Here is a 26,301-nt window from a genome sequence, read left to right as displayed (position 1 = left end):
GCGCGGCGGCGCGTCAATGACGAAGGGCGGGACGGTTGCCGGAAGCGGCAGGGGTGGTAGCTTCTCGCCGCCCGGGGTCTGGCACCAACACGCCAGTGGTGAGTTGTTCGTCGCTGAAATAGCGCTGAGCCACCGACTGCACCTGCGCCGCCGTCACGCCTTGCAAGAGCTTCATGAGACGCTCACCCGTGTCGATGGGCATGCCATTGATCCAGTAGCTGCCCAGTTCGCGCGCCTGATTGAACACGGAATCGAGCTTGTAGATTTCGCTGGCGGTCCACTGGGTTTTCACGCGGCGCAGTTCGGCTTCGTTGACGCCCTCCCGGGCGATGCGTTCGACTTCGGACTTGAGGGCGGCAGCGGCCATCTCAGGTGTCACACCACGCGCGGGCACGGCGCTGAGCAGGAAAAGCTGCGGCCCTCGTCCCATCAGACCATATGACGCACCGGCGGTATCGGCCACGCGCTTGCCCCCCGTCCCGGAGCCCTGCACCAGCGCCCGCTCCAGCCGGGCGCCGCTGTAGCCGTCGAGTACGGCCGACAATACCGTGAGCGCGAGTGCATCCTGCTGCGAACCGTCGCCGGTATCGCCCTCGCCGGTCCAGCGCGGCACTTTCCAGGCCAATGCCACCAGCGCCTGATCGGCCACGGCACGGAACTCGAGCTTGCGCGGACCGACCTGCAAAGGTTCATCGCGCGGCTTGCGGTCTGGCAAGGCCCGTGCCGGAAGGCGCCCGTAGATGTCTTCTGCCAATGCCCGCACCTGATCGACATCCACATCACCGGCAATCACCACCGCTGCGTTCGTCGGGCTGTACCAGCGCTGGTAAAACTCGCGCACATCGGCGGGTGTCATGGCGTCGAGATCGCTCATCCAGCCGATGATGGGTCGCCGGTAGGGGTTTGCCTGGAAAACCATGGCATTGAGCGCTTCGAACATGCGCGCACGAGGGGACTCTTCGGTGCGTTGCCGCCGCTCCTCTTTGATGACCTCGATCTCGCGCACAAATTCTTCGTCCGCCCACTGGTTGCGGGCAAACCGGTCGGCCTCCAGGCGCATCATGGCTTCCAGTTGATTGGAGGGCACCTGCTGGTGGTAGGCCGTAGCGTCCCGGCTGGTGAAGGCGTTGTCACGCCCGCCCAGCGCAGCCACGCGCCGCGAGAACTCACCCGGTTTGAGGTCTGGCGTACCCTTGAACATCATGTGCTCCAGCACATGCGCCACGCCCGAGGTACCGTCGACCTCGTCCATGGAGCCCACCCGCACCCACAGCATGTGCGCCACCGTGGGGGCACGGCGGTCCGGGCGCACGATCAGTGTCATGCCATTGGCCAGCGTGAACTGCTGTGCGACCAAGGCATTCACCGCCGGGGAAGCGGTGGACCCAATGGCCGCCGCAGGCGACGCAAGGGGCGGCGAGGATGGCGATGCTGCCAGGGCGATGGGGGAAAGAACCAGGGCGAATGTGGCCGCCATCAGCGCGTTGAGCGCAAGCAAAGTGCGTTTCATAGAATGCAATGGATTCTAGAGATGGAAAAATGTTCTCGTTCTTTCGCAAAAAAGCCCCCACACCCGATCCCGTCGCGCCCACCCCGGCCCTGCCGGAGCCCCTGACCGCATCGCCCGCACCCCAGGCTGAGCCCCCGGTCGCAGTACCACCGGTGCCCGTCGAGGCCCCCAGGCGGAGCTGGATGGACAAGCTCAAGGTGGGCCTGCGCAAGACGGGCTCCAGCCTGACCACCGTTTTCACCGGCACCCAGATCGACGATGCGTTGTACGAGGACCTGGAAACCGCCCTGCTGATGGCCGACAGCGGCGTCAAAGCCACCGAATTCCTGCTGACTGACCTGAAACGCCGCGTCAAGGAAAGCAAGACCACCGACCCGGCCGCCGTGAAGGGTTTGCTTGCTGATGCCATTGCGGACCTGCTCAGACCGCTTCAGAAAGCCCTGGTGATCGGTCAACACAAGCCCACAGTGGTCATGGTGGCGGGCGTCAATGGCGCGGGGAAAACCACCTCCATCGGCAAACTGACCCGGCACCTGGCCCAGGAAGGCGCCACCGTGCTGCTGGCGGCGGCCGACACCTTCCGCGCTGCGGCACGCGAGCAACTGGCCGTCTGGGCCGATCGCAACACGGTGGAGATCATCACCCAGCAAGGCGGCGACCCGGCCGCAGTGAGCTTCGACGCGGTGACGGCCGGCAAATCACGGGGGCGCGATGTGGTGCTGGTCGACACCGCCGGTCGCCTGCCCACCCAGTTGCACCTGATGGAAGAGTTGCGCAAGATCAAGCGCGTGGTTCAAAAGGCCGACGCCACGGCACCGCACGAGGTGCTGCTGGTGATCGACGGCAACACGGGGCAGAACGCCCTGATGCAGGTCAGGGCCTTTGACGAAGCGCTGGGCCTCACCGGCCTGATCATCACCAAACTGGACGGCACGGCCAAAGGTGGTGTGATCTGTGCCATCGCACGCGAAAAGCCCATTCCGGTGTATTTCATTGGGGTGGGCGAAAAGCTGGAGGACCTGGAAACCTTCAACGCGCGGGAATTTGCCCAGGCCCTGCTCGCCTGAGAGATCAATCCTTTTCCTTGCCTGTGCCCTCGACCGCCTCTGCGTAGCTGCGCCATTGCTTCATCGCGTTGCGCATGGTGAGCAGTTGCCGCTCAAAGCGCGGACACGCCTGGCACATGGCCATGTGCAATCGCAAGGCCAACCGATCAGACAACGGCAGATCGCGGTCCTCGCGTGCAATGAGCAGCGCGGTGATTTCTTTGCAAGTGCGGCGGAAAGGGTAGACGGGCTTCATCGTGTGACAAACCAGTTCAGTTCAAGGCATTCGCGCAAGCGGAGTCGGGCGCGGTGCAGCTGGACATAGAGGTTGGTCGGTGTGAGTGAGAGTTCCTTACAGATGTCTTCGCTGGAGAGCTCCAGCCATTCGCGCATCAGGAACAAGCGCCCTTGCGCCGGTGGCAGCTTTTCGGTACAGGCCTCGAGTACTGCGAAAAACTGCCGGCTCTGCATGTCGCGCTCGGGGTTGCCCCACTCTGTCGGTTTTTCGGCGAAATGCCCATCCGTCTTGAACGCCATGTGTTCCAACGGATCGAAGCTGTCGTCGTCGGAACCTTCGTCGAGTACCACCTCGCGCTGCCGCTGGCGCAGTATGTCGATGATCTTGTGCTTGAGGATGCCCACCAGCCAGGTCTTGAGCTGTGAGCGGGCCTCAAAGGCTTGCGGCTTGGCAAGGGCGGCCAGCAGGGTTTCGGACACAGCATCTTCCGCCCACGCCTCGTTGCGCAACTGCAGACGTGCAAAACGCATCAGGTAGTCGCGCAGGACGACCAACTGCTGCTCGTATTCGGAGGAAATTATTGATGGCATGTGTGGCCCGCTGGCTTGCCAGTGTAAGGAAACCCGGCAACGACCGACCGATCGTAGAGCGTGCTTTCCCAGGGACTATCTCTGTTGTGGCAGCACAGCCAGCAGACGCTGTCGATCCGGTAAGCTCCCCCGAACGCTGGAGTCCCCAACTTGAAATTCGAGAAACACACCCTCTCCCGTCGCGAATGGCTGGTGCTGGCCGGGGCCTCCGCCGGCAGCAGCCTGCACCCTGCCCTGGCGCAGTCCGGCACCACATGGAGCGAGGTCGAGAAGACCGCCCGCGGACAGACCGTGTACTTCAACGCCTGGGCTGGCAGCGAACGCACCAATGCCTACCTGCAATGGGTCGGCGCGCAGGTGCAGGCTGCGTATGGCGTGAAGCTGGAACACGTGAAGATCACCGACACCGCTGACGTCGTCAAACGCGTTCGCGCCGAAAAGGCCGCCGGGCGCAGCGCGGGCGAAGGCACGGCGGATCTGGTCTGGATCAACGGTGAGAACTTCGCCGCCATGAAGCGCGATGGCTTGCTGTTCGGCCCTTTTGCGGAAAGCCTGCCGAACTTCCGTCATGTGGACACCACCGGCAAGCCCACCACGCTCAACGACTTTTCGGTGCCCACGGAGGGCATGGAGTCCCCCTGGGGCATGGCCCAGTTCACCCTGTATGCCGACAGCCGGCGGCTGCCGAATCCGCCACAAAGCATGGCCGAACTGCTGGCACTGGCGCGCAGCCAGCCCGGTCGCATCAGCTACCCCCGTCCGCCCGACTTCACTGGCACCACCTTCGTCAAACAGGCCCTGATCGAAACCGTGGGTGATGCATCTGTCTTGGGGCAACCGCCCGTGGAGGCGGACTTCGCCCGTGTGACAACGCCTTTGTGGGCGTTCCTTGACGACCTGCATCCGTACCTGTGGCGCACGGGCAGACAGTTCCCGCAGAATCCTGCCGCCATCCGCCAGATGATGGCCGATGGCGAACTCCTGCTGGGTCTGACCTTCAACCCGAACGAAGCTGCCAACGAAATTGCCGCGCGGCGACTGCCGGAAACCGTGATGAGCTGGCAGTTCGCCAAGGGCACCATCGGCAACACCCACTTCGTGGCCATCCCGTACAACGCCCGTGCTGCGGCAGGCGCCCAGGTGGTGGCGAACTTCCTGCTGTCTGCCCAGGCACAGGCGCGCAAGGCCGACATCGCGGTCTGGGGCGACCCGACGGTGCTCGATGTGGCGCGCCTGCCCGCCGCCGAACGTGCGCGCTTTCCCAGCCAGCCACTGCCAGGCCAGGTGCGCAACTCTGCGCCCACGCTGCCCGAGCCTCACGCGGCCTGGGTCGATCCGCTGGAACGGGAGTGGACGCGCCGCTACGGTGGCTGAAATGAAACACCCCCGCGCCGCTTCGCGTCACCCCCTCAAGGGGGCGGCACTGGCCGTCCGGCAAAGCCGGCCCGGCGGTGCCCTGGACTGCACCGCTTCGTGCGTCAGGTGCTGCTTCGGCAAAAAGAAATACTGACATGCTCTGCCCATGACCGCTCTGCACAGGGTGGCCGTTCTGGCCCTGCTGGCCCTGGTCGCCCTGCCGGTGCTGGCCACGGCCGCGATGGCGATGGGTGCCCTGCTTGATGCCAGCGCCTGGCGTGCCCTGTGGCACGACACCCAATGGCGGCGCGCGCTGGGCCTGAGCGCATGGACCGGCCTGGCATCGACCTTGCTGGCCTGGTGGTGCAGCGCCGCGCTGCTGGCACAAGGTTTCGTGCGGCGTTCACTGGTCCGGCTGCTGCGCGGCCTGCCGGTGATGCTGGCCACGCCGCACGCCGCCTTCGCCATCGGCCTGGTGTTTCTGGTGGCCCCCAGTGGCTGGCTGCTGCGCCTGTTCTCGCCCTGGCTCACCGGGTTCAACTTCCCGCCTCCGTGGCCCACCACCCAGGACCCCTGGGGCCTGGGCCTGATCGTGGCCCTGGTCGCCAAGGAGATCCCTTTTTTGCTGTGGACCGCCGCCACCCAGTTGCAGCGCGACGACGTGCGTCGGCGCTGGCAGGCCGAACACGCCATCGCGCAGACACTGGGCTACGCGCCCCGGCGGGCGTTCTGGCGCGTGGTCTGGCCCCAGCTCGCACCCCGGCTGTTCTGGCCGCTGATGGCGGTGCTGGCCTACGGGCTGACGGTGGTGGACATGGCCCTGGTCATCGGCCCCGCGGCGCCACCCACGCTGGCGGTGCTGGCCTGGCAATGGTTGCGTGACGCAGATCTGGCAATCAACGCCCAAGGTGCGGCGGCCGGTGGCGTGCTGGCAATAGCGGTCCTGCTGCTCGGCGCTGGCTGGCGAGGCGCACAGCTGGCCTTGTCTACCCTGAGCCGGTACCCCTCGGGGCGCCGTGGCCAGGCCCCGTTGACGGGTTCAGAAGAATGCCACGCTGGTTCTCTCACGTGGTCTTTCATCGCACTGACCAGCCTGTACGGCGCCGTCCTGCTGGTGCTGGCGGTGGGTAGCGTGGCCGGGGTGTGGCCATTCCCCTACCTCTGGCCCGAACGGTTGACTGACCAGGCATGGATCAGCGTGTGGGCCAGCCGTGGCACCGTGTTCAACACCCTGGGACTGGCCGCAGCGTCTGCCGGGCTGGCGCTGGCCTGGAGTGTGGCCTGGCTCGAACTGGCGCCGCGCCGCTGGGACAATGCCCTTCGCCCCGTGCTGTATCTGCCACTGGTACTGCCGACCGTGCTGTGGGTGGTGGGGCTGTATGCACTGGCGCTGCAATGGCGAATCGAAGGGCATTGGATCGGGCTGCTGGTGGCGCACTCCTTGATGGCGCTGCCCTATGTCTCGCTGGCCTTGTCGCCCGCCTACCTGGGTTTCGACCCGCGCTACGGACAGCTCAGCGCCAGCCTGGGGCACGGCCGCTGGTCACTGCTGTGGCGCATCAAGTGGCCGCTCCTGCGCCGTGCGCTGGCTGCCAGCGCAGCGGTGGGTTTCGCGGTGAGCGTGGCCCAGTACCTGCCCACGCTGTACATCGGCGCGGGTCGGTTCACCACCGTGACCACCGAGGCCGTGACGCTGGCCGCCGGTGCACAGCGCTCGCTCACGAGCGCCTACGCCTGGCTGCAGTTTGTGCTGCCCGTGCTGGGATTTGCGCTGGCCGCATGGGTGGGTCGGCCCCGGCAATTTAAAGTGCAGGGTTCATGAGTGCAACGCCGGACAGTTCCCAAACAAGCTCGCACCGCAGTCCACTTCAATGACCCTGTCCGTTCGCATCGACCACCTTGGCAGCCAGCAACGCACCCTGTTGCGCGACCTGCACTTCAACGTACCGCCAGGCCGCATCCTGACCCTGATGGGACCCAGCGGCTGCGGCAAGAGTTCGGTACTGGGCGCCATCGCCGGCACATTGTCGGCGGTGGCCGAAGGCGCACAGGCGTTGTCCTTTCGAGGCTCGGTGCAACTCGATGGCGTGGACTTGCACACCCTGCCCACGGCACGGCGCGGCGTCGGCCTGTTGTTTCAAGACGACCTCCTGTTCGCACACATGAATGTGTCGGAGAACCTGTTGTTTGCGGTGCCGCCAGGTGACCGCGACCTGCGCCGGACCCAGGTGGCTCAGGCCCTGGACGAAGCCGGTCTGCCCGGATATGGCGAGCGCGATCCGGCCACCCTCTCCGGCGGGCAGCGCGCGCGCGTGGCGCTGATGCGCGCCCTGCTCGCCCGCCCACACGCGCTGCTGCTCGACGAACCATTCGGACGACTCGACGCGTCCCTGCGCGACCAGTTCCGCCAGTTCGTCTTCGAGCACGTGCGCTCGCGCGGCATTCCGGTGGTGCTGGTCACGCACGATGCAGCCGACATCGCCGACCCCACGCTGGTGATCGACTTGACACCCGACACCACCGACCATGTTTGATCGCGCCATCCAGCAAGCCATCAAGCCCGCACTCACCCGCGCAGCACGCGTGCTGCTGGGCTGGGGCGTGGGCGCGGACGCGCTGACCTTTGCTGGTTTTGCCATCGGCATGGGCGCCGCACTGGCCATTGCCCTGCAACAGTTCATGGCCGGCCTGGCCTTGCTGCTGCTGTCGCGCCTATTCGACGGACTGGACGGCGCGGTGGCGCGAGCCACCACACCCACCGATCGGGGCGGTTTTCTGGACATCACGCTGGACTTCCTGTTCTATGCCGCCATTCCACTGGCCTTTGCGTTGGCCGACCCTGCCGCCAACGCGCTCGCCGCGGCGGTGCTGCTGGCGGCCTTCATCGGCACCGGCAGCAGCTTTCTGGCCTTTGCTGCGGTGGCGGAAAAGCGGCGGCTGACCCCGGTCGCCTTTCCTGACAAGAGCATCTACTTTCTGGGCGGCCTGACCGAAGCCACCGAGACCCTGCTTGCCTTCGCTGCCATGTGTGCGTGGCCCCAGCACTTTTCGGCCATCGCCTACGGCTTTGCAGTGCTGTGCGGGATCACCACCGCCCTGCGCATCGGCTGGGGCTGGCAGCGCTTCCAGTGAACCGCGCCCGCATGAACCCTCCCCAAACATCTGCGCCCCGCACCAACACCGGCTGGCTGCGCGGCTTTTCAGTGCTGCTGGTGCTGGCCCTGATCGCCTACCTGGTGATGGCGAAGCCGGTCGCGCTCGGCGACCTTGTTCAACGGGTTCAGACGCTGCCCCAGTTGCTGTGGGCCCAGTTGATCGGGCTCACGCTGGTGAGCTACGCCGCCCGGTTCATGCGATGGCACAGCTTTCTGAGCGCGCTCGGGCATCGTGTGCCCTGGGGGCGCCAGTTGCACATTTACCTGGCGGGATTTGCCATGGCGGTGACACCAGGCAAGGCGGGTGAAACGGTGCGCTCTCTCTACCTGAAGCCACTGGGGGTGGGCTATGTGCACAGCTTGGCCGCCTTTTTGTCAGAACGCCTGCTGGACCTGCTCACCGTGGGGCTGTTGGCCACGCTGGCCATTGGCTGGCTGCCAGATCACCGCACCGGCGCATGGCTGGCGGTAGCAGGCTGCGTGGCGGTGGTCTGGGTGTTCCGCGCGCACGGGCTGGAGTGGCTGGCGCGCCGATTGGGCGCGGGGGCAATGGGTCGCCACACCGCCGAGGGCCTGGCCGCCACCTCGCACCTGCTGTCTGGACGACGCCTGGGCTTGGCCCTGCCGTTGAGCGCCATGGCCTGGACCGCGCAAGGCTTGGCGATGCACGCGGTGCTATTGACGCTGGGGCATGACGTTGCGGCCACGGACGCCGTGGCCATTTTCGCGCTGGGCCTGCTGGCTGGCGTGGCCTCGTTCATCCCCGGTGGCGTGGGTGCTACCGAAGCCGCCATGGTGCTGCTGCTGCACACGCAAGGCGTGGGCACGGCCGATGCGCTGACTGCTGCACTGCTGAGTCGCACGCTGCCGCTGGCCGTGGGGCTGACGGTGGGCGTGGTCGCTCTGGGCGGGTTGGCACTGAAGACAAGGTGACCCCGCGAGGCGCTTCACGCTACCCTTTCAAGGAGAGAAGGCATGCTCGCCTGAGGGGAAGTCCGATCCCGCTCCCGACTTGCGCCGTCATGCGCTGGCGAGTAGCACAGGGCCGGGCGGACAAGGGGCGCGCATGTTTGAGCGAAGCGAGTTTGCGCGCACCCCGCCCGGACCGAGCAACGCAGTGTGCCCGTAGCGAAGCGAAGGGACAGCGCATCCGGCTCGTCTTTCTTTGGCTTACGTTTCTTTGGCGACGCAAAGAAAGGTAGGTCGGCCGCCGGGCCGAGACCCGGCCAAACCATGCTTCCGGAGACAAAAGGCGAATGCGCGGAGAGGGCCCCACCCCAGCCCTCCCTCCCCCAGCGGGGGAGGGAGCAAGAAGAAGCCCTCAGTGAGTTCGCCGAAGCACAGCCTTCTCCACCTCCAGCACCACCAGCACCGCCACCCCAATGCCCGCACACACCAGCAACTGCTGCAGGCTGAGCGCGCGGGTGTTGAACAAGATCTGCATGAAAGGCGCATAGGTGAACAGCGCCTGCAACACCACCACACCCGCCACCGCAGCCAGCACGCGTGGTGTGCCCTGCACGCCCACCCAGGTGAACGACGGCGACTTCAGGAAGCGCACGCTGAACAGGTAGAACACCTCCATGGAAACCAGGGCATTGACCGCCATGGTGCGCGCCGTCTCCACCTCGGCGCCAGAAGCCAGCGCCCAGCGGTACGAACCGAAGATGCCGAACAGGAACAATATCGACACCAGCCCCACGCGCCAGATCACAAAAGGCGACAGCATGGGTTCGGTGGGTGAGCGTGGGGGCCTGCGCATGACGTCGGGTTCGGTGGGCTCGAACGCCAGCACCATGGCCAGCGCGACCGAGCTCACCATGTTGACCCACAGGATCTGAGCCGGCAGGATGGGCAGCGCCAGGCCGAACAGAACGGCGGCCAGCAAAGACAGCGACTCGCCTCCATTGATCGGCAGCAGGAAGGTCACGGTCTTGCGCAGGTTGTCGTAGACGGTGCGCCCCTCTTCCACCGCGTGTGCAATGGAGGCAAAGTTGTCGTCTGCCAGCACGACCGCACCGGCCTGTTTGGCGGCCTCGGTGCCCTTGCGGCCCATGGCCACACCCACGTCGGCCTGCTTGAGCGCGGGTGCGTCATTCACCCCGTCGCCGGTCATGGCCACCACCTCACCCTGAGCTTGCAAGGCACGCACCAGGCGCAACTTGTGTTCCGGGCTGGCGCGGGCAAACACGTCCACCTCCAGCACCAGCTGCTGCAGGGCAGCGTCGCTGGCGGCGCCGATCTCCGGGCCAGTGACGGCGCGCAGGCCCTCGCCCATGCCGAGTTGCCCGGCGATGGCGCTGGCGGTCACACCATGATCACCGGTGATCATCTTCACGCGAATGCCTGCTGCGCGGCACTGCGCCACGGCGCGCACCGCCTCGTCGCGTGGCGGATCGATGATGCCCACCAGCCCCATCAGCGTGAGTCCCCGGGCCACGTCGTCGGGACCAAAGCTCGTCTCGTCCATCCCCGGCTTGCGAGCCAGTGCCAGCACACGGCGACCGGCACGCGCCTGGGCATCGATCGCTTGCTCCCAGGCGTCGGCGTCCATGGGTTCGACTGCTCCATCGGCTGTGAGCTGGGACTCGCACATGGCCAGCACACGTTCAGGTGCACCTTTGAGCAGAGCGACACAGCCATCGGCATCGCGGTGCAACGTGGCCATGTATCGATGTTCGGATTCGAAGGGAATCACGTTCACGCGAGGCCGGTCGCGTGCCAGTTCCTGCGGGTCGATACCCGCCTTCATGGCCAGGGTGAGCAGCGCCCCCTCGGTCGGGTCCCCTGCCAGCTGCCAGCCGCCGTCGGGCGACTCGCGGTGCAGGCTGGCGTCGTTGCACAGTGCAGCGGCCTCGGCCAGTGCAAGCAGCGCGGGAGCTTCGCGGAACAACTCGGCAGACTGCAGATGATGGTCGCCCCTTTGCAGTGCGCCTTCCGGCGCGTAACCCGCACCTGCCACCTCAATGGTCTGGCCAGCCAGCACCACCTGCTGCACCGTCATTTCGTTGCGGGTGAGCGTGCCGGTCTTGTCCGAACAGATCACCGTGACCGAACCCAGGGTCTCCACCGCCGGCAGGCGTCGCACCACGGCGTGCCGTGAGGCCATGCGTTGCACACCGATGGCCAGTGTGATGGACATGATGGCGGGCAGGCCTTCGGGAATCGCGGCCACGGCCAACCCCACGGCGGTCATGAACATCTCGGCCATCGGCAGGCCACGCACGGCAGTGCCGTAAGCAAACAGGGCTGCCGCTGCGCCCATCACGGCCAGCGTGATCCAGCGAGCGAGCTGGGTCATCTGGCGCACCAGCGGTGTGGTGGTCTGCTCCACGGTGGTGAGCAGATGCCCGATACGACCCATCTCGGTCGCCGCGCCCGTGGCCACCACCAGTGCGCGCGCCTGCCCCTGCGTGACCAGCGTGCCGGCGTAGGCCATGCACAGGCGGTCACCCAGGGCGGCGTCGGTTTCCACCTCGGCCAGCGCTTTGTCCACCGGCATGGATTCGCCAGTGAGCGCGGATTCATCCACCCGCAAGTTGTGCACCCTCAGCAGGCGGACGTCGGCTGGCACGCTATCACCTGATGCCAGCTGCACCACATCACCGGGCACCAGATCAGCGGCGTCAATCTCGTTGGTGCGTCCGTCGCGCAACACCATGGCATGGGGTGCCAGCAAATGGCGGATGGCCTGCAGCGCCTTCTCGGCTTTGCCCTCCTGCAATACGCCAATGCCTACATTGAGCAGCACCACGGCCATGATCACTGCGGCGTCGAGACCGTGCCCGATCAGAGCGGTCGTGGCGGCAGCGGCCATGAGCACGTAGATCAGCAGGTTGTGAAACTGCGCGGCCACGCGACGCCACAGCTGCGGCGGCGCCACGGCATCGAGCCGGTTGGCTCCGTACTGCTGTTGACGCTGTCGGGCTTCGTCCGTCGACAGGCCATCAGGGGAAGCCTCCAACGCCTGCACAGCCTTCTCAGGTGTCAACGTGTGCCATGCCTTGGCATCCTGCCCTGGAGAGGTTCCGGATGACGAGGTCTGGTTCGACTGTGATGTGTGTGAAGAATGCGCCATGGACGAACCTTAACTGACGCTGCGCAGGTCTTCCACCTTTTCAGGCTTCAGCGTTGACCTGCCGCAAGGATACGTTCGCTTCGATCTCGGCATGCACTTTTGTCATGAACCGCCATCGCCCAGCGCCTGCGCGAAGAACGCAGAGAAGATGGCATCACGCTGCACCGCGTAGGCCTCGCGCATGGGTAGGCTTGTCGCATCGGCCAACCAGCGCAGGTCGTCGCCCAGTCGGGGTGTGTCCACAAGACCGCTCGGCACCCAGTCGGGGTTGAGCAGCCAGGCCACGCAAATGATGTCCCAGATCACCCAGCTGTAAGGCTCCGCACCGGTCTGGCCCAGGATGGCCCACAGCGGGTTGTGCGTGTAGAGCCGGTACAGCTCGTCGCCGATGGCGCCTCGCCCCTGCACGTGGCGCTGCATCTCTGGCAGCGACAAACGAAGCTGGGCGCCCACGTGGTAGCCGGGCAGGTAGACCAGCGGCACGCCGCAGTCGAACAGCCACTGACTGGCCCACAGGTCTTGCTCCAGGTTGAGGCTGGTGTTGGGCCAGGGAGCGTGGCTGGGGTAGCCGCTGGTCCACACCACGACGATGCGGTCGATCAGATCGGGCGCCAGCATGAGCGCGCTGGCGATGTTGGTCACACAGCCCAGGGCCATCACATAAAGCGGCGGCCCGTCGGCGGCGTGTTCGCGTGCGGTGGCGATCAGGTGATCCACAGCGGCGCTGTGCAGCGGCTGCCCAGGCCCTGACAGGTAGCCCTCGCTGCCCCGGCATACCTGCGCCTTCGCCGCCACACTGACCGGGTCGCCCAGCAGGTCGAGCACCCTGTGGATCTCGTCGAAGCTGCGCGCCATGCCCACCCCGGGAGGCGCGAAGGCCGGATCATCGGCTGACGCGAGGGGCAGGATGGATCGGCGGTGAGCGAAGGAGAACGGCGCGGCGTACAGGCCAGCCACCCGGAGCCTGTCCGGCCGGCACATGGCCCAGGCGATGGCGAACTGGTCGTCGATCTCGTTGGCCGCGTCGGTGTCGATGACGACGCGAACCGGGCCAGCAGGAGGTGCGAGACGTTGCTGGTACCAGGTGGTGGAACGGTGTGAGGCAGTTTTCATGTTCGATGGTCAGGAGGACCGAATTCGGGTTCGGTGGGAGAGGCGCCTGTTGCATGAATGGCCTGCCAGCGCTGCCAGTCGGCGGGCTCGTCCACGTCCCAGAGGGTGGGCATTTCATGCCAGTTGGCTTCAGCTTCTCTCAGGCGTTCCCGGGTCTGTGCAAGCACTCGGTCGGTGCTCCAGTCCACGCGTTCGAACACCTTGGGCAGGGGTCTGGCGAGGCCGATCAGCACATAGCCGCCGTCTTCCGCCGGGATCACCACAGCGTCGTGGGCCTGCAATGCGTCAGCCGCCTCCTGCAGATGCGAGGGCATGAGCGCCGGGCAGTCAGTGCCCACAATGAGCAGGGGCAAACGTGAGTGATCCTGAAAGTGGGTCTTCATTGCGACAGACATTCGTTCCCCCAGGTCGCCCGCCGGCTGCGCCAGACACGCCACACCACGGCGGTTCTGCAAGCTCCGGAAAAAGCGGTGTCGTGCATCGGGCGCACACCACACCGTGAGCGGCCCGGTGGCGGCATGGCGCACCGTGGCCATGGCCTGCAAGGCGAAACGTCGCTGTGCGCGAGCCGCACCGGTCGCCCCCAGCAAGGGTATCAACCGTGTCTTGGCCAGCCCCGCCACCGGCGCCTTGGCCATCACCGCCACCGCTGCGCCAGCCCGCGTGTGATAACCATAGCGCCTTGCAAGCGTTGCAGGGTCAGCGCCCAGCGCATAGGCAGCGCGCAACCGCCACATCAGGCCCAAGGTGCGCCAGAAGCCATTCGTGTCCCAACGGCGGCCAGACGTGGTGACGTGTGCAGCGAGGCAGGCCGGTGGCGATACGCGGCGCAAGCGGCTGCTGAGTTCCACGTCTTCCATCAAAGTGATGGGAGCGAAACCACCCAGGGATTCGAACAAGCGGCGCTGCACGAACACCGCCTGGTCGCCGGTGGCAATGCCGGTGAGACGGGATCGCGCATTCATGAACGCGGCCACCATGCCCAGCAAGGGGTGGTGGCCCTCGATGCGCACGTCGAAGCGACCCCAGCCTCCGCCACGCGCAAGTGCTTGTTGGATCAGCGCACCGGCATCCGGTGGCAGCACCGTGTCCGCATGCAGGAACAACAAAGTGTCGCATCCGATCCGGGCAGCGACATAGGCACCGACGTTCATCTGGGCAGCTCGGCCACGTGGCGCGCTCACCACCGCGTCGGCCAGCGGATGCGCAATGGCCAGCGTGTCGTCGTGGCTGCCACCATCGGCCACCACCACCCGCGCACCCCGCGCGCGCAGACCAGCCAGGCCATGCAGGCGCGTGGCCAGCAAGGCACCTTCGTTCAGCACCGGCAGCACGATCGCGAGCTTCATGGGCGCAACTCGCGCTCCAACACATCGAACTCGTCGAGCATCTGCCGCACCACCGTCTTGCCCAGGTAGTGGTCCACCCGATCGCGCACATGGGCCACCAGTGCCGCTTCGCTGCACTCTGTCGACCAGTCTTCGCCGTCGGCCCCTGCCACACTGGCTTGCCCGGACAGCACACGCCACTTGGCACACCAGGTCACCGACCACAACCACATGGCGCGGCGCAGCGGCACGTGCCAGGTCTGGGCGTCGGGCACGGTATCGCCCACCGCTTGCGTCCATCGCCGATAGAAACCGATGGTCTCGTCTGGCGTGAGCACCGCATGCGAATCAGCGTCCCAGGTGGTGGAGGTGTAGAGCGTGGCATGGGCCAGGTCCAGCGCGGGGTAGCTGTAGCGGCATTTCTCCAGGTCGACGAGCACGGCAGACCCGTCGGCACGCACCAGAAAATTGCCCGGGTGACCGTCAAAGGCGATCAGGCGCCGCGCGGGGCGTTCGCCTTGCTCGCACAAACGCCGCAGTTGAGTGAGCTGCGACTGGATGGCCTGCGACACCGAGGCATCCATGGCAGCTGATGGCAAGTGGGCAGCCTGGGTCTCGATTTCTGTCACCAGGGCGCGCAGGGGATCATCCGCATTGAGCAAAGGCGCACGGACGGCTTTGGCAGGCAGGGGAAGGCGATGCCAGGCGGCCATTGCGTCTGCGATGGCGTCGAGGTCTTGTGGCAAAAGGGCTGATCTGCCGATGATCTCTTCGACCAGCAAAGCGCCTCGCGGCAAATGATCGGAGGGCGCAAACCAGCCGTGCAAACGAGGGGTATGGCCGCTGGCTGAAGCCCGCTCGAAACAAGCGCACTGGTAGGACAGGTTGTCGCGCGCCGCCAGCCCCATCTGGCTTTGCTTCGGCACCCGAGCCAGCACGCCAGTGTCCACCAGCCGCACATGGTCGTGGGCCAGGCCCTTGTCAGGCAAAGGCACGAGCCTGGCATCGGCCAGCGGATGGGAAGCCTCGCGCAGCGCCTGATGCAAGTGCGCGCAAAGCGGCTGGAAATGGAAGGCGGACGACATGCAGCGTGGGTTGCGTTGGTGATGGAGGATGGGTCAAGTGTGTCGCAAGTGCTGGTGACCGGCGATGATCCGGGTTGAAGCGGGCCATGGGGTGAACGACCTGCACAACCGGCGCAGGGACACGGGCAATGTAAGAATCGCCGCATCGTTGCGACTCATCGGCATCGATCCACTGGGAGTTGTCGTGAATCTTCGCAAGGTCTTGCTGTTGACTGTGGTGTTGCTGGGCGTGTTTGCCTTCTTCGCCCTGGACCTGGGTCGATTTCTCAGCCTGGCTTACCTCAAGGAAAGTCAGGCGAGCTTTGCCGATCTGTACGCGCAAAAGCCTGTGCAGGTGGTGGGAATCTACTTCCTTGTCTACGTGGCCGCGACCGCACTGTCGCTTCCCGGGGCCACCATCATCACGCTCGCCGGTGGTGCCTTGTTCGGCCTGTGGTGGGGTACTTTGATCGTGTCGTTCGCCTCCAGCATCGGTGCCACGCTGGCGTTTCTGGTGTCGCGCTATGCGTTGCGCAGCAGCGTGGAGGCGAAGTTCGGCAACCGGCTGGCCGAAATCAACAAGGGTGTGGAAAGGGAAGGCGCGTTCTACCTGTTCACGCTGCGCCTGATCCCGGTGGTGCCGTTCTTCGCGATCAATCTGCTGATGGGCCTGACCCAAATGAAGACAGCCGTCTTCTATGGCGTGAGCCAGATCGGCATGCTCGCCGGCACCCTGGTGTATGTGAACGCAGGCACGCAGCTGGCGCAGATCGATTCGCTCCAAGGGATTCTGAGCCCTGCGCTGCTGGGTTCGTTTGTGCTGCTAGGCTTGTTCCCGCTGATCGCACGCAAGATCGTGAGTGCGGTGCAGAAGCGCAAGGTGTACGCGCGCTGGGCCAGCGTGCGACCCCAATCATTCGACCGCAACCTGATCGTGATCGGTGCGGGGGCGGGCGGGCTGGTTAGTGCCTACATCGCCGCGACGGTCAAAGCCAAGGTCACACTCATCGAGGCCCACAAGATGGGTGGAGACTGTCTCAACTACGGTTGTGTGCCCAGCAAGGCGCTGATCAAGAGCGCCAAGCTCGCGCACCAGATGCGGCACGCGTCGAAATATGGCCTGTCAGACACCACACCCACATTCAGCTTCAAGGCTGTGATGCAGCGCGTCCAGGACGTGATCCGTGCGATCGAACCGCATGACAGCATCGAGCGCTACACCGGCCTGGGCGTGGAGGTTTTGCAGGGATACGCCAAGCTGATCAACCCCTGGACGGTGCAGATCGCGCTCAACGACGGCGGCACGCAGACCCTGACCACGCGCAGCGTCGTGATCGCCGCCGGTGCCCAACCCTTTGTACCGCCCCTGCCTGGCCTGGAAGACGTGGGCTATGTGACCAGCGACACCCTGTGGGAGACCTTTGGCCAGTTCGACGAGATTCCACAGCGGCTGGTGGTGCTGGGTGGCGGTCCGATTGGCTGCGAGCTGGCGCAGAGCTTTGCGCGCCTGGGCGCGCAGGTGACCCAGGTGGAGATGGCGGCGCGCATCATGATTCGCGAAGACGAGGAAGTGAGTGAACTGGCGCAGTCGGCACTGGAAGCCGACGGCGTGAGCGTGCTCACAAACCACAAGGCGCTGCGCTGCGAACGCGTGGACGGAGAAAAGATCCTGGTGGTTGAACACGAAGGCGTGGCGCTTCACATCGCTTTTGACCAGCTGATCTGCGCCGTGGGCCGCAGCGCGCGTCTCACCGGCTATGGTCTGGAAGAGCTGGGCATTCCCACCAACCGCACGGTGGACACCAACGAATACCTGCAAACGCTCTACCCCAACATCTACGCCGCTGGCGACGTGGCGGGCCCCTACCAGCTCACCCATGTGGCTGCGCACCAGGCCTGGTACGCGGCCGTGAACGCCCTGTTCGGCGAATGGAAGATGTTCAAGGCCGACTATTCCGTGATTCCCTGGGCCACCTTCATCGACCCCGAGGTGGCGCGCGTGGGCTTGAACGAGCAGGAGGCGCAAGAAAAGGGCGTTCCTTTCGAAGTGACGAAGTACGGCATTGACGACCTCGACCGCGCCATCGCCGACAGCGAGGCCCACGGCTTCGTGAAGGTGCTCACCGTGCCGGGGAAAGACACCATCCTGGGCGTGACCATCGTGGGCACACACGCGGGCGACCTGTTGGCGGAGTACGTGATGGCCATGAAGCATGGCCTGGGGCTCAACAAGGTGCTGGGCACCATCCACACATACCCCACGCTGGCCGAGGCCAACAAGTACGCAGCAGGCGAATGGAAGCGCGCGCACGCGCCGCGAAAGATGTTGGAATGGGTAAAGAAATACCATGACTGGAAACGGAACTGAACCGATCGACTGGCGCATGGTCGAATCCAGCGGTATGACCCTCCCAACCCCTCCCCTCTGGGCACCGTTGCTTCTGCTGCTCAGTTGCGCCGCGCAGGCCCAGCCCGTTGACCGCCCGCTGCCACCGCTCGTGGCCGTTGAGAGCGGATCGATTCATCCGGCCTGGCGGGTGGTGGGTTTTCCCAGGCGTCACGCCGACATCCCCCCCACCCTGTTTCAGGCCGACGCCATCGACGGTCAGTCCGCATTGCGCGTGGACACCAACGCCTCCTACGGCACACTGGTGAACGACTGGAAAGGTCCCGCGCAGCCATTGCGCTGGCGCTGGCGGCTGGATCAGCCCCTCACCGGTGGCACCGCCCCGCCGGACCTGATGGCCAAGTCGGGCGACGACGCAGCGCTCAAGGTCTGTGTCATGTTCGACCACGCGCTGGACCGCGTGCCGTTCATGGAGCGCACCGTGCTGCGCATCGCACGCGGGGTGAGTGGAGAGAACCTGCCTGCAGCCACCGTGTGCTACGTGTGGGACAGTGGCAGGCCAGCCACCTTGCAGGGCACCAACCCCTACACCAATCGTGTGCGCTTCTTCAGCCTGCAGGGCAAGGGTGCACCACTGGGCCAGTGGGTGGCGCAGTCGCGCAACGTGGCGCAGGACTTCGTCACCCTGTTCGCCGACGAGCTGCCACAGGGCAAGGCCACCGCACTGACCGACGTTCCGATGGTCACGTCCGTCGTCATTGGGGCTGACAGCGACAACACCGCCAGCCGCAGCACAGCGTGGATCGCCGATCTGCAGTGGGCCACGCCAGCGCCCTGAATCGCCCGGTCTGCCCGAGCAGTACCCGGTGGTTCTTCACGGGGTGCGGCAAGCCCGGTGGCAACAGCCCGTAACATCGGTGCCATGCACCACGGCATCAAAAAACTCCTTCTGCTCGGCGCCGGCCATGCCCATGTGCATGTGCTGGCGAGTCTGGCCCAACACCGCCCCGCCGATCTGGACGTGACGGTGCTCTCTCCCTACGACCACCAGACCTACAGCGGCATGACGCCCGGCTTCGTCGCCGGCCACTACACCGCCGAGGAATCGCGCATTGCGCTGGAGCCCTTGATGAAAGCCGCGGGTGCGCGCTGGATACAGGGCCGTTGCGTGGGCCTGGACGCTGAGCACCGCACGGTGAGCGTGGCGGGTGCAGGCATCGACACGCCCCCCCTTCTGAACTACGATCTGCTCTCCATCGACACCGGCGCCACGATCGACCGCGCACGGCTGGAGGCTGAAATGCCCGGCGCCATCACCCACGCGCTCAACGTGCGGCCCATTGAAGGCTTTGTGCACCTGTGGCCCCAGGTGATGGAGCTTGCGCGCGATCGTGCGGTGTCGCTCGCCATGATCGGCGCGGGCGCGGCCGGTGTTGAACTGCTTTTTGCAGCCGAACAGGCGATACGGGAACAGGGTCGACCTGGATCGCGCTTCACGCTGATCACGGGCGGGCCGGAGGTGGTCGACAACTACCCCGAAGGCGTGCGCCGGCGCGTCTTGCGCCAGTTGAAGCGCCGCGGCATCACGGTGCTGCGTGAGGCCTGCACCGGCGTCGCTGAAGGAACCGTGCATCTGGCCAATGGCGCCACGCTCGCCTGCGACGTGCCCATTCTGGCCGTGGGCACCCACGCACCCCCATGGCTGCAGGAAAGTGGCCTGGCACTTTCCGATCAGGGCCATGTGCTGGTCAACGTCTTCCAGCAAAGCACCAGCCACCCGGAGGTGTTCGCCGCCGGCGATGTGGCCACGCGCGGCGATGCACCCCACCCCAAGAGTGGCGTGTACGCCGTGCGGGCCGGTCCTGCGCTTTCGACAAACCTCCTGGCGGCACACGAAGGCCAGGCGCTCAAGCCCCATCCGCCACCAGCGCGCACGCTCAACCTGCTGTCCTGCGGTACCCGACACGCCATCGCCAGCTATGGCCCCTGGCACCTCGAAGGTGGCTGGGCCTGGCACTGGAAGGATCGCATCGACCGCGGGTTCATCACCCAATACACGCTGCCGGCATGACTTCCGGGACTGCCACCGACCGCAGCGCCTGGGGGGTGTTCCTCGTGTTCCTGCGCCTGGGGCTGACATCGTTTGGCGGCCCGGTGGCCCACCTGGGCTATTTCCGCACCGAATTCGTGGAGCGGCGGCGCTGGCTGAGCGAGCGCTCCTATGCCGACATCGTGGCCCTGGCACAGTTTCTGCCCGGTCCAGCCAGCAGCCAGGTCGGCATGGCGCTGGGGCTGACGCGCGGTGGCTATGCTGGCGCGTTCGCAGCCTGGGTGGGCTTCACTTTGCCCTCGGCCATTGCGTTGATTCTGTTCGCGCTGGGTGTGGCGCGACATGGCGACATGATCTCGACCGGCGCGCTGCACGGACTGAAGGTGGTGGCGGTGGCCGTGGTGGCGCAGGCCGTCTGGGGCATGGCACGCCACCTGTGTCCGGACGCCACGCGACGGGTGATGATGGTGCTGGCCGCCGCTGGCGTGCTGCTGCTGCCAACGGTGTGGGCGCAGGTGGGCGTGATCATGGTGGCTGGCGCAGCGGGTCTGATCCTGTTCCAGCCCACTGCGGCAACCACCACCGACGCGCTGCCGCTGACCGTGCGCCGCCGCACCGGCCTGTTCTGGCTGGCCCTGTTCGTCATCCTGCTGGTAGGTCTGCCCCTGCTCGCCCAGGCCGTGCCCGATGCGACACTGGCGCGCGTTGACGCCTTCTACCGCGCCGGCTCGTTGGTCTTTGGCGGAGGCCACGTGGTGCTGCCTCTGCTGCAGGCCGAAGTGGTGCCCAACGGCTGGGTGGACAACGACACCTTCCTGGCTGGCTATGGCGCCACCCAGGCGGTGCCCGGCCCGCTGTTCACCTTTGCGGCCTTCCTGGGTGCGTCGATGAGCACGGCACCCAGCGGCTGGGTGGGCGGCCTCGTCGCACTGTTGGCGGTTTTTGCGCCATCGTTCCTGCTGATTGCGGGCGCTCTGCCCTTCTGGGAACGGCTGCGGGTGCTGCCCAAGGCACAGGCCGCGCTCATGGGCGTGAACGCGGCGGTCGTGGGCATCCTGCTGGCGGCGCTGTATGACCCGGTGTGGAGCAGCGCCATCCACAGCATTGCCGATCTGGGGCTGGCCCTGCTCGCGCTGATGGCGCTCATGCGCTGGAAGCTGCCGCCGTGGGCAGTGGTACTGGGTTGTGCGCTGGCGGGCTGGGCGCTTTCACGACTTGGCTGACAGGTTCAACAGCCCAACTGTTCGGCCAGATGCACCAGGTCGCGCGCGTGCCAGGTGTTGTCAGGGTCAGGAGACACGTCCTTGACACGCACCGCACCGAATTCCAGCGGGCGCTCGATGTAAGCCGTGGCCAGGCCGCAGTCGCGCGCAGCGGCGAGGTCATCCTGATGGGCGGCCACCAGCATCACACCAGCAGGCGGCACATCGAAGGTGTCCGCCACGCCCAGGTAGGTGGCAGGGTCTGGCTTGTAGGCGCGGAACACTTCGGCAGACAGGATGCAATCCCATGGCAGGCCGGCGCGCTTGGCCATGTTCGTCAGCAGGCCGATGTTGCCGTTGGAAAGCGTGCAAATGGTGAAGCGGGTCCGCAGACGGGTGAGCCCCGCCAGCGTGTCCGGCCAGGGGTTGAGCCGGTGCCACGCGCGGTTGAGTTCGACCCTCTCGGCCTCACCCAGGTGATACAGCCCGAACTTCGGGAGCAATTCGTCCAGGATCATGCGGTGCAAGCTGTCGATGCGCGTCCATCCCAGTTCGCCTGAACGCACCCGCTGCATCGCCGGCTGATAACCGCCGCGCCAGGCCAGCGCAAACGCGTCGGCATCGACCTGCGGATACAGCGCCTGCATCTCGCTCACGATGCTGCCGTGCCAGTCGACCACGGTGCCGAAGATGTCGAAGGCGAGGATGGTGGGAGAGATAGGCATGAAATCAAATTCTAGAAGTAGGTGCCGGAGCGAAAGGTCTTGATCCAGGGCACCCGTGGAACTGGCTTCGCCAGGCCACAGGGTGCGCCCCCCTTTCAGGGGGGTGACGCCGGAGGCGGCGCGGGGGGTGCATCCTCGTGCTGCGGCGCGGGGGGTTGTTCGAACCGTGCTCCGACATGAATCTCACCGCGAGCCTCGGCCAGCTCCACCTGCCGCTGACGCTCAGCCAGACGAGCCTTCTCTTCAGATGTGCGCTGCTCAAAGCAATGGGCACAGCTCACGCCCTTCACGTAGTGCGGTGAAGCTTTGTCGGCCTCGCTCAGCGGCCAGCGGCAGGAACGGCACAACTCGTGCGGGCCGGGTTGCAGGCCATGGCCCACGCTGACGCGTTCGTCGAACACGAAGCACTCGCCCTGCCAGGTGCTCTGTTCGGGAGGCACTTCTTCCAGGTACTTGAGGATGCCGCCTTCGAGGTGGTAGACCTCGTCGAAGCCGCGCATTTTCATGAGCGCCGTGGATTTTTCGCAGCGGATCCCGCCCGTACAGAACATCGCAACCCTGGGCTTCTTCCCACCTTGCAGTTCAGGTTGTGCATCGAGCCAGGCTGGAAGTTCGGTGAAGGTCTTGATGTTCGGGTTGATGGCGCCCTCGAAAGTGCCGATGGCCACCTCGTAGTCGTTGCGGGTGTCGATCAGCAGCACTTCCGGATCGGCCAGCAACTGGTTCCAGTCTTGCGGCTTCACGTACTGACCCACGGTCTTGTTCGGGTCGAGCTCGGGCACGCGCAGGGTCACGATTTCTTTCTTCAGCCGCACCTTCATGCGCAAAAACGGCGGCTTGTCACTCCACGATTCCTTGTGCGCGAGCGCGGCCAGTCGAGCATCGGCGTGCAGGTGGGCCAGCACCGCGCGCACACCGGCTTCGGGGCCGGCGATGGTGCCGTTGATGCCTTCGCTGGCCAGCAGCAGCGTGCCCCTCACGCCATTCGCCTCACAGCAGGCCTGCAAGGCGTCGCGCAGATCCTGAAAGTCGGGCAGGTCGACGAATTTGTAGAGCGCAGCGGTGAGGTAGCGGGACGCCTTGGGCGCAGAGTCGGGTGTCGGCGGGGTCATGGGCGAAATTATCCTCCTGCGCGCCACTTGGGCCTTACAGAGGCTCCAGCCGGGAAGGGTCCGGGTGTTGGAGCCAATGGGCAAATTCTTCTGCCAGCTGAGCGGCGGCAGAGGTGGCGGCTGTCCATGCCTTCATTCGCCCCGGCACATCGTGTGCGTAGCGAATGAAGTCGTTGCGGTCCGGCAAGCGCGCGCCCGGCAGGGTCTGTACCCAGGCCGGGTCGGGTGCGAGCACCAGCATGTTGTCCAGTGCGGCGCTGGCGCGGTGCCGGCGTTTCCAGGCCTTGTCGAGCCAGCCGGGCACCACCGATTTCTGGAAATGGGGATAGAGCACGATGGGGGACTGTGGCGCTGGCTGGTACTGCAGGTGCAGGTGGTAGTCGGTGATGCCGCCGTCCCAGTAAGTACCCGGGGGCGCGTGGGCAATGCCATGCACCGGTCGCAGCATGAAGGGAATCGAGCAACTGGCCTGCAATGCGTCCATGAAATTGTCGCTGCGCAGCGGCGCCTGGTGGGTGCGGAAGTCGCGCGTGCCGAATGGCAGGGGTTGCGGGTGGTCAGAAGAAAACACCACCCGGTCCAGCCAGGCGCCCAGCGCCTTGCGGTGCAGCGCGTTGCTGGCGAAGGCGCCCAGGTAGCCCAGGGGGGTGCGCCAGCGACCGTCGCGTGCCAGCAAGTGGCGCCCGCGCGACGCCACGATGTGAAGCCGGTAGCGGGGGTGGTGCAGCACCTCTTCGATGCGCCCGCCATAGAACACCTTCAGGTTGCCGGCGAAGCGCTGGCTGACCTGTGTGGGCGTGGGCCGGGACTGGCCGGGCGACGGATCATGTCGCTGGGCAATGTAGTCGTGCTCCAGGCGCTCGAAAGCCTGGCGAGGATCGCCAAGACAGGCGGTGGCCATGCGCCAGGCACCGATCGAGGCACCGATCAGGTGCACCGGCTGCTCGCTCTGCAACAGCCATTCACCAAAGATGAAACGGTCCAGCGGACCCAGGATGAGGCCCTTGGGGCCACCTGCAGCAGCGGGCACGATGCCGACGTCCTGCGGACGCAGGCCTGCCTGTTCAATGTGGCGGCGTGCGTGGGGACCGGCGTGGAGTCGAAGCGCTTGCATGGGCTGCGATTGTCTCGCAGCCGCGTGCGACTGGAAGATTCAGGCCTTCAGGCCGTTTCGTGCTCGCTTTCGCTGCCGATGCGGGTCAGCGCAGGAATCTCTTCACCCACCACGGTGTCGGGGTCGATCCCCAGCACCAGACCGATGGGATCCGGGTAGGTGTTGATGAGGTTGTCACTGCGGAATTCGAGTTCTTCGGCCCGCGCACGCCACGAGGCAATGTGGATCACGCCGGCGATCGGCTCGTACACATCGTTGTCGAACGGCGCGTTCTGGTGTTCGATGGCGTTGATCATCTTTTTCGGGAAGTTCCATTCCCGGGCCAGCGCGGCACCCACGTTGGCGTAGCTATAGCCAAACAACCCGCGCTCGGCGGTGGCGCGCTTGAGATCGAGCATGGGCACGCTGCGGTCCAGGTCGATCATGGCTTCGGGCATGCCCACGTGCATCACCAGTTCACCAATGCCGTGAATCAGGCCTGCGGTGAACGCGGTGTTCTCGTCGATCCTGATAGGCAGCGCCAGGTAGCGCGACAGGTTGGCCGAATTCAGGCTGTAGCGCCAGAACTGGTTGAGGTTGACACTGCCCACCATGTGGAAGCAGTCGCTCAAAGCAGCGCCAACCACCAGGGCACGCACCTTGATCAGGCCCATCACGCTGATGGCATCCCGCGCGGTGGTGACCGAGCGGTGCAGACCGAAAAAGGCCGAATTCGCCAGCTTGAGCAGCTTGGCGGTGAGCACCGGGTCCGACTCAATGAAGATCGCCGCCTGCAAGATGTCGACCTCTTCCTGCTCGAAGGTCTCGATCAGCTTGCGCACCACCTTGGGCGCCGACGGGAGCGCATTGGGCTGCTTGAGGAGCTTTTCGATCTGCATGCGGCACACCTGCAAAGGTTCGGTTCAAACAGACGGACATTCGCTGTTTGACTCTATTTCGTCCGGTGGAGAGCAGACTTGAGCGGTTTTGAAACATCCCCGGCGCGCGATCCGCCTGGCATGCCGTGGCCCAGTCCAAGGGCACCAAGGGTCCGGCTCCGCCGCCTCAAGGTGCCGTTCCCTCTCCAAGCGCCGAAGGCGCGCCAGAGAGGGGGGAAGCCGCGTCAGCGGCGCAGGGGAAGTACCGAATGCCTTCCGGAGCGAAGTGCACCCATCCAGGGGCATCAAGGGACGGCTCCGCCGGCCCAAGATGCCGTCCCCCCTCCCAGCGCCGAAGGCGCGCCAGAGAGGGGGAAGCCGCGTCAGCGGCGCAGGGGGGTGTCAATCTATAAAAGCTCCCAGCGCCTGACTGAACGACCATTCGGTCGGGTCCTTTTCCAGCACGCTGTCCAGATCCAGGCCCAGCGTGAGGCCGATCATGTCAGGGAAGGTGGCCACCAGGCCGCTGGCGTCGAGCTGGATTTCTTCGGCGCGGGCGCGCCACGAGGCCAGGTGCAGCAAACCGCCGAGACGGTCGTAGGCTTCGCCCTCGAACGGCTCGATCTGGTTGGCCAGGGCGGAGACCATCTCCGGAGGAAAGTGCCATTTTTCGGCCATCCCGGCACCCACCTCGGCGTAGGTGTAGCCAAAGTAATTGCGTTCGGCGGCGGCACGCTGCAGGTCCAGCGGCGAGGTGCCCATGTCCACCGGTACCATTTCGTCAGGCATGGCGATGTGCATCACCAGAATGCCGATGGCGTGGATCAGTCCCGCCGTGAACGCATTGCCCTCGTTCTGCCGCAACACCCCGGCCAGCGAGCGCGAAATGTCGGCCACCCGCAGGCTGTAGCGCCAGAACTGTTTGAGGTCGATACCAGGGATGTTCTTGAAGCTGGCGCCCAGCGCAGCGGCCATGACCAGCGAGCGCACGTGGGTCAGGCCGAGCATGGCCACGGCTTCTTCCACGTTGCCGATCTTGCGGCTGACGCGAAAGAACGCGGAGTTCGACAGGCGCAGCACCCGGGTGGTGAGCGCGGGATCCTGGGCGATCAGATGCCCGATCTTCTTGGGATCGGGGTCTTCCTTGTTCATCTCGGCGAGCAGGTCCGAAACACTGCGCGGCATGGTGGGCAGCGCACCAGGAAAATTCAGTAGGGCTTCGAGTTGCATGAGCTGAAGTCCGGAGGACGTTGGATGGTTAACTTCCTTGCTTATCGGCATCTCTGTCGACAACTTGAAGACACCGTTTCGCGCCATCAGCGCGGGCGACCGACCCACTCTACACCGAGTTGCAACATTCAGTTTCATTTTCGTGCGGCGCTTTTGGGGTACTTTTCCCCAACTTGGCGCTTTGCC

General features: G+C 65.6%; 22 protein-coding genes. 10 read left to right on the top strand and 12 right to left on the bottom strand.

The features are described from left to right. Nucleotides 1–13: 13 nt before the first annotated feature. Complete coding sequence (locus Q7V46_RS12385; protein WP_304913851.1) at nt 14–1,510, bottom strand: pitrilysin family protein; 1,497 nt, start codon at nt 1,508–1,510, stop codon at nt 14–16. A gap of 29 nt (nt 1,511–1,539) precedes the next feature. Between Q7V46_RS12385 and ftsY the strand changes: the two genes are divergently transcribed. Further along, a complete protein-coding gene (gene ftsY / locus Q7V46_RS12380) occupies nt 1,540–2,577 on the top strand; it encodes a signal recognition particle-docking protein FtsY (protein WP_304913850.1) in 1,038 nt (345 codons plus the stop codon). A gap of 4 nt (nt 2,578–2,581) precedes the next feature. Here the strand turns inward: ftsY and Q7V46_RS12375 are convergent, their stop codons facing one another. Both Q7V46_RS12375 and Q7V46_RS12370 read right to left on the bottom strand, forming a co-directional pair. After that, entirely contained in the window at nt 2,582–2,812 is a 231-nt protein-coding gene (locus Q7V46_RS12375; RefSeq protein ID WP_304913849.1) for a zf-HC2 domain-containing protein, read from the bottom strand. Continuing rightward, entirely contained in the window at nt 2,809–3,384 is a 576-nt protein-coding gene (locus tag Q7V46_RS12370) for a sigma-70 family RNA polymerase sigma factor (RefSeq protein ID WP_304913848.1), read from the bottom strand. Before Q7V46_RS12370 ends, Q7V46_RS12375 begins: the two co-directional genes overlap by 4 nt. 150 nt (nt 3,385–3,534) lie before the next feature. Between Q7V46_RS12370 and Q7V46_RS12365 the strand changes: the two genes are divergently transcribed. From Q7V46_RS12365 to Q7V46_RS12345, 5 genes are all read left to right on the top strand, one after another. Further along, on the top strand, nt 3,535–4,758 hold the full coding sequence (locus tag Q7V46_RS12365) for an ABC transporter substrate-binding protein (RefSeq protein ID WP_304913847.1): 1,224 nt from the start codon (nt 3,535–3,537) through the stop codon (nt 4,756–4,758). 148 nt (nt 4,759–4,906) lie between these two features. Then, nucleotides 4,907–6,562: an ABC transporter permease gene (locus tag Q7V46_RS12360; protein WP_304913846.1), complete on the top strand. Its 1,656-nt coding sequence runs from the start codon at nt 4,907–4,909 to the stop codon at nt 6,560–6,562. Nucleotides 6,563–6,611: 49 nt separating this feature from the next. Continuing rightward, the gene (locus tag Q7V46_RS12355; protein WP_304913845.1) at nt 6,612–7,274 is read left to right on the top strand and encodes an ATP-binding cassette domain-containing protein; all 663 of its coding nucleotides are present in this window, start codon (nt 6,612–6,614) and stop codon (nt 7,272–7,274) included. Then, the gene (locus Q7V46_RS12350) at nt 7,267–7,872 is read left to right on the top strand and encodes a CDP-alcohol phosphatidyltransferase family protein (RefSeq protein WP_304913844.1); all 606 of its coding nucleotides are present in this window, start codon (nt 7,267–7,269) and stop codon (nt 7,870–7,872) included. The genes Q7V46_RS12355 and Q7V46_RS12350 overlap by 8 nt, the downstream gene beginning before the upstream one ends. A gap of 11 nt (nt 7,873–7,883) precedes the next feature. Next, nucleotides 7,884–8,828, top strand: coding sequence for a lysylphosphatidylglycerol synthase transmembrane domain-containing protein (locus Q7V46_RS12345; protein WP_304913843.1), 945 nt, complete (start codon nt 7,884–7,886; stop codon nt 8,826–8,828). Nucleotides 8,829–9,216: 388 nt separating this feature from the next. Here Q7V46_RS12345 and Q7V46_RS12340 read toward each other — a convergent pair whose 3' ends face one another. From Q7V46_RS12340 to Q7V46_RS12325, 4 genes are all read right to left on the bottom strand, one after another. Continuing rightward, nucleotides 9,217–11,973 (bottom strand): cation-transporting P-type ATPase, encoded by a 2,757-nt coding sequence (locus Q7V46_RS12340; RefSeq protein ID WP_304913842.1) that lies wholly within the window; start codon nt 11,971–11,973, stop codon nt 9,217–9,219. A 102-nt stretch (nt 11,974–12,075) separates the two neighbouring features. Then, nucleotides 12,076–13,086 carry a nucleoside hydrolase gene (locus tag Q7V46_RS12335; RefSeq protein WP_304913841.1) on the bottom strand — a complete coding sequence of 337 codons (1,011 nt, stop codon included), beginning with the start codon at nt 13,084–13,086 and terminating at the stop codon, nt 12,076–12,078. Beyond that, a complete protein-coding gene (locus Q7V46_RS12330; protein WP_304913840.1) occupies nt 13,083–14,435 on the bottom strand; it encodes a TIGR04283 family arsenosugar biosynthesis glycosyltransferase in 1,353 nt (450 codons plus the stop codon). Before Q7V46_RS12330 ends, Q7V46_RS12335 begins: the two co-directional genes overlap by 4 nt. Beyond that, entirely contained in the window at nt 14,432–15,499 is a 1,068-nt protein-coding gene (locus tag Q7V46_RS12325) for a phosphotransferase (RefSeq protein WP_304913839.1), read from the bottom strand. The genes Q7V46_RS12330 and Q7V46_RS12325 overlap by 4 nt, the downstream gene beginning before the upstream one ends. A gap of 64 nt (nt 15,500–15,563) precedes the next feature. Here Q7V46_RS12325 and Q7V46_RS12320 point away from each other — a divergent pair, with 64 nt between their 5' ends. The 4 genes from Q7V46_RS12320 (at nt 15,564) to chrA (ending at nt 21,098) form a co-directional block, all read left to right on the top strand. Then, on the top strand, nt 15,564–17,846 hold the full coding sequence (locus tag Q7V46_RS12320; protein ID WP_304913838.1) for an FAD-dependent oxidoreductase: 2,283 nt from the start codon (nt 15,564–15,566) through the stop codon (nt 17,844–17,846). A gap of 34 nt (nt 17,847–17,880) precedes the next feature. Further along, nucleotides 17,881–18,663, top strand: coding sequence for a DUF3047 domain-containing protein (locus tag Q7V46_RS12315; RefSeq protein ID WP_304913837.1), 783 nt, complete (start codon nt 17,881–17,883; stop codon nt 18,661–18,663). Between the two features lie 84 nt (nt 18,664–18,747). Next, complete coding sequence (locus tag Q7V46_RS12310) at nt 18,748–19,896, top strand: FAD-dependent oxidoreductase (RefSeq protein ID WP_304913836.1); 1,149 nt, start codon at nt 18,748–18,750, stop codon at nt 19,894–19,896. Next, nucleotides 19,893–21,098, top strand: a complete 1,206-nt coding sequence (chrA, locus tag Q7V46_RS12305; protein WP_304913835.1) for a chromate efflux transporter — start codon at nt 19,893–19,895, stop codon at nt 21,096–21,098. Before Q7V46_RS12310 ends, chrA begins: the two co-directional genes overlap by 4 nt. A gap of 5 nt (nt 21,099–21,103) precedes the next feature. Here the strand turns inward: chrA and Q7V46_RS12300 are convergent, their stop codons facing one another. The 5 genes from Q7V46_RS12300 to Q7V46_RS12280 form a co-directional block, all read right to left on the bottom strand. Continuing rightward, on the bottom strand, nt 21,104–21,802 hold the full coding sequence (locus Q7V46_RS12300) for a haloacid dehalogenase type II (protein ID WP_304913834.1): 699 nt from the start codon (nt 21,800–21,802) through the stop codon (nt 21,104–21,106). Nucleotides 21,803–21,897: 95 nt separating this feature from the next. Further along, nucleotides 21,898–22,914, bottom strand: a complete 1,017-nt coding sequence (locus tag Q7V46_RS12295; RefSeq protein ID WP_304913833.1) for a rhodanese-related sulfurtransferase — start codon at nt 22,912–22,914, stop codon at nt 21,898–21,900. Nucleotides 22,915–22,948: 34 nt separating this feature from the next. Next, nucleotides 22,949–24,028 (bottom strand): patatin-like phospholipase family protein, encoded by a 1,080-nt coding sequence (locus tag Q7V46_RS12290; RefSeq protein WP_304913832.1) that lies wholly within the window; start codon nt 24,026–24,028, stop codon nt 22,949–22,951. Nucleotides 24,029–24,075: 47 nt separating this feature from the next. Beyond that, a complete protein-coding gene (locus Q7V46_RS12285; RefSeq protein WP_304913831.1) occupies nt 24,076–24,906 on the bottom strand; it encodes an HDOD domain-containing protein in 831 nt (276 codons plus the stop codon). Nucleotides 24,907–25,287: 381 nt separating this feature from the next. Then, the gene (locus tag Q7V46_RS12280) at nt 25,288–26,115 is read right to left on the bottom strand and encodes an HDOD domain-containing protein (RefSeq protein WP_304913830.1); all 828 of its coding nucleotides are present in this window, start codon (nt 26,113–26,115) and stop codon (nt 25,288–25,290) included. Between the last annotated feature and the right edge of the window lie 186 nt (nt 26,116–26,301).

This window comes from Hydrogenophaga sp. (assembly GCF_030651625.1).
GTDB lineage: Bacteria > Pseudomonadota > Gammaproteobacteria > Burkholderiales > Burkholderiaceae_C > Hydrogenophaga.
Note: the sequence above shows the minus strand (reverse complement) of the source record. Positions and strands in the feature narration are given on the sequence as shown.

Excerpts from the sequence above, each read along its gene's own strand:
- Q7V46_RS12330 (WP_304913840.1), bottom strand. The coding sequence starts at position 14,435 with ATGAAGCTCGCGATCGTGCTGCCGGTGCTGAACGAAGGTGCCTTGCTG.
- Q7V46_RS12310 (WP_304913836.1), top strand. The coding sequence starts at position 18,748 with ATGCACCACGGCATCAAAAAACTCCTTCTGCTCGGCGCCGGCCATGCC.
- Q7V46_RS12355 (WP_304913845.1), top strand. The coding sequence starts at position 6,612 with ATGACCCTGTCCGTTCGCATCGACCACCTTGGCAGCCAGCAACGCACC.
- Q7V46_RS12340 (WP_304913842.1), bottom strand. The coding sequence starts at position 11,973 with ATGGCGCATTCTTCACACACATCACAGTCGAACCAGACCTCGTCATCC.
- Q7V46_RS12375 (WP_304913849.1), bottom strand. The coding sequence starts at position 2,812 with ATGAAGCCCGTCTACCCTTTCCGCCGCACTTGCAAAGAAATCACCGCG.
- Q7V46_RS12370 (WP_304913848.1), bottom strand. The coding sequence starts at position 3,384 with ATGCCATCAATAATTTCCTCCGAATACGAGCAGCAGTTGGTCGTCCTG.
- Q7V46_RS12300 (WP_304913834.1), bottom strand. The coding sequence starts at position 21,802 with ATGCCTATCTCTCCCACCATCCTCGCCTTCGACATCTTCGGCACCGTG.
- Q7V46_RS12345 (WP_304913843.1), top strand. The coding sequence starts at position 7,884 with ATGAACCCTCCCCAAACATCTGCGCCCCGCACCAACACCGGCTGGCTG.
- Q7V46_RS12315 (WP_304913837.1), top strand. The coding sequence starts at position 17,881 with ATGACCCTCCCAACCCCTCCCCTCTGGGCACCGTTGCTTCTGCTGCTC.
- Q7V46_RS12320 (WP_304913838.1), top strand. The coding sequence starts at position 15,564 with ATGATCCGGGTTGAAGCGGGCCATGGGGTGAACGACCTGCACAACCGG.
- Q7V46_RS12350 (WP_304913844.1), top strand. The coding sequence starts at position 7,267 with ATGTTTGATCGCGCCATCCAGCAAGCCATCAAGCCCGCACTCACCCGC.
- Q7V46_RS12295 (WP_304913833.1), bottom strand. The coding sequence starts at position 22,914 with ATGACCCCGCCGACACCCGACTCTGCGCCCAAGGCGTCCCGCTACCTC.
- Q7V46_RS12335 (WP_304913841.1), bottom strand. The coding sequence starts at position 13,086 with ATGAAAACTGCCTCACACCGTTCCACCACCTGGTACCAGCAACGTCTC.
- Q7V46_RS12285 (WP_304913831.1), bottom strand. The coding sequence starts at position 24,906 with ATGCAGATCGAAAAGCTCCTCAAGCAGCCCAATGCGCTCCCGTCGGCG.
- ftsY (WP_304913850.1), top strand. The coding sequence starts at position 1,540 with ATGTTCTCGTTCTTTCGCAAAAAAGCCCCCACACCCGATCCCGTCGCG.
- Q7V46_RS12360 (WP_304913846.1), top strand. The coding sequence starts at position 4,907 with ATGACCGCTCTGCACAGGGTGGCCGTTCTGGCCCTGCTGGCCCTGGTC.
- Q7V46_RS12290 (WP_304913832.1), bottom strand. The coding sequence starts at position 24,028 with ATGCAAGCGCTTCGACTCCACGCCGGTCCCCACGCACGCCGCCACATT.
- Q7V46_RS12325 (WP_304913839.1), bottom strand. The coding sequence starts at position 15,499 with ATGTCGTCCGCCTTCCATTTCCAGCCGCTTTGCGCGCACTTGCATCAG.
- Q7V46_RS12280 (WP_304913830.1), bottom strand. The coding sequence starts at position 26,115 with ATGCAACTCGAAGCCCTACTGAATTTTCCTGGTGCGCTGCCCACCATG.
- Q7V46_RS12385 (WP_304913851.1), bottom strand. The coding sequence starts at position 1,510 with ATGAAACGCACTTTGCTTGCGCTCAACGCGCTGATGGCGGCCACATTC.
- chrA (WP_304913835.1), top strand. The coding sequence starts at position 19,893 with ATGACTTCCGGGACTGCCACCGACCGCAGCGCCTGGGGGGTGTTCCTC.